Annotated in this window: 1 protein-coding gene; it reads right to left on the minus strand. The window is 63.8% G+C overall.

The window, feature by feature from the left end; genetic code table 11:
* Positions 1 to 924: 924 nt before the first annotated feature.
* Positions 925 to 1743: a hypothetical protein gene (locus CZ345_RS00525; protein ID WP_077071253.1), complete on the minus strand. Its 819-nt coding sequence runs from the start codon at positions 1741 to 1743 to the stop codon at positions 925 to 927.
* Between the last annotated feature and the right edge of the window lie 472 nt (positions 1744 to 2215).

Genomic DNA, 2215 nt, shown 5'->3' on the forward strand with positions numbered 1-2215 from the left:
GGCCGAGGCGCGCCGCTTCTTCGTTGCGCGGCAGGGAGGCGGCGGCAAGGAGCGTGCTTCGCCGCTCCTGCACGGCGCGGGCCTGCGCTGCGGTAAGGGGGGAGGAAAGGCCTTCTTCTCCGGGAAAGCCGGTATGCAGAAGAATGTTTTCGTACATGGCTGCTCCTTGTTGTGGCAGTGGCAGAGAGGCGGGCCTTTTGCGGAAAGGTGGGGCCGAAGAGCCGCCGTGTTTCCCGAAAAGGCGTTTTCTGTTCCGGCGGGGTGCTTTTTTGTTTTTCGTCTGCGGGGAGAGCGTTTTTCCGTACTCTTCGGGGCGGAACCCTTCGGCTTCGCCTTTTGACTCCCTGCGGGCGCGGTTCCCTTGTCGGGATACGTTCTGTATGGGAAGCTTCAGGAACGCGTTTTGAAGCCGGGCGTGCCGGGCGGGAGAAGGGCGCGGTTGCTGCTGATGTTTTCCCCCGCCGTGCGCGGAAATTCCGCTTTGTGGAAGCAAAGACGGGCGCTTTTGTTCCGTCTGTCAGGGAAGCCGCGGCTGCCGCGCCGTGGACGGCCTGGAAAAAGCGGCCTGCCCGGCATTCATGAGGATGCAGCGCGCCGCCGGAAGGGATTTTTGCCTCCGCGGTTCATGGAAAAAGCCGCTCCTTCTTTGACTCCCTGCAGAAAGTTCCCTCATCTTCCAGTATCTTCCCTACACACATGGGGGTGTTGCTCGCTATGACGAATATCGTCGCGGCGTTTCTCTGTCTTCCCCACGCCGTGGGGGTGTTTCCGGGCCATGCCCGTTCTGCGACGGAGGAACCGAGTCTTCCCCACACATGTGGGGGCATGTTCCCCCGGCTGTTGTCATGGTTTTTCCCTGTCCGGCAGGAAAGCCGTTCCGCCGGGCCCGGCAGCGCTGTCCGGGCTTTTCGCGGGGCGTTTTCATCACAGAGACGCCCGGGCGGAGAAGGCGGGAAACGCCTTCCTCGGGGCGGGAACATGGGGGCAGGAATAGAAGTAGCCGCACCAGCGGGGGGAACAGATATGGCTTTCCGGTGCGGCAGGCGGAAAGACGCCCGCCGCAATGGATGCGATCATGAGGCGGAACTGCCGGAGCACGCGGGCAAGGTCTTCCGCGCAGCGGGAGGTTTCCACCTGCTGAAGCGCGGGCGTTCTGGCGGCGACGAGCACGTCGAACACCATGTTCGAAGGCCGTATGCCCGCCGCTCTGCGGAGAGCCTCGGGCCAGAGCGCGGGAGCGGGAGAGCCGTGCGCCCGTTCCGTATTCCAGCGGCGAGAGGCGGAGGCAAAGGCGTGCAGCGCGCCTTCCGTGGTGCAGCAGTCCAGCGTGACGGCCACGGGAAGGGGCAGGCCGAGGTCCAGCTCCACCCTTTCGCGTACCAGCAGGGGGGAAAGGCCGGGCGCAAGTTCCTGCCGGAAAAGCAGGCTCAGGGCAACGGCGTTGTCCTTTCCTTCGGCAAGCAGCTTCGGTGCGGAGGAAACGTCTTCCGGCGCAAGGTGCACGCCCTGTTCCAGTCCGCGCGCATAGGCATCGGCGGCAAGGTCGGCCACCTCTTCCGGGGCGGGGGCCTCCCCGTGCTTCTTTTTATGGAGCAGGCAGGCAAAGGCGGCTTCGCGCACGCTGCGGCCCACCACGACGGCAATGCCGGGCGGCACGAACTCTTCTTCCAGATGGCGGCGACGCCAGGCTTCGCCGCAACGCTGAAATTCCACAAGCTGAGAGGGAGAAAGGCATTCCGACATGGTCGCGCTCCTTGGTCGTGTTGTGCGCCTTCCCTGTACGGCTGCGGAGGAACTTTGCGGCCTTTTGCGGGCCATGCGCCCCGAGGGAACAGGGAAGGCGTGCCCGCTGCACAGAACTGCGGGCTGATGAAAAGAAATTTATACAAATGTATAAAATTTGTCAAGAATAAAATCTGCATTTGTAGAATAAAACATGCGCTTGTTTCCTCGGGACTGTGCGGGAACCGGGAAAAGCGGCGGAACCTGTTGTGCGGCAGGGATGTTCGGAGGAGGGCGGTTGCCTTTCCCTTCGGAGCCGGGGAAGGGGACGGGGCTTTTTGTCGGAGCACATCGGCTCCGCGCTGTGACCGGGGCAAGGACGTATCCCTTCCAAAGCCGGAGAGGCGGCGCGCACGGTCCGGGGAGAGCGGCCCGCGGCAGGGCCGACATCGGGAGAGGGGCGGGGTGGGGAAGAGTGGAGATCCCGGGGGTG

It is taken from the genome of Mailhella massiliensis, assembly GCF_900155525.1.
GTDB classification, from domain to species: Bacteria; Desulfobacterota; Desulfovibrionia; order Desulfovibrionales; family Desulfovibrionaceae; genus Mailhella; species Mailhella massiliensis.

What these genes read in the sequence shown, in the direction of transcription:
- CZ345_RS00525 (WP_077071253.1), bottom strand. Translation starts at nt 1,743, where the DNA reads ATGTCGGAATGCCTTTCTCCCTCTCAGCTTGTGGAATTTCAGCGTTGC.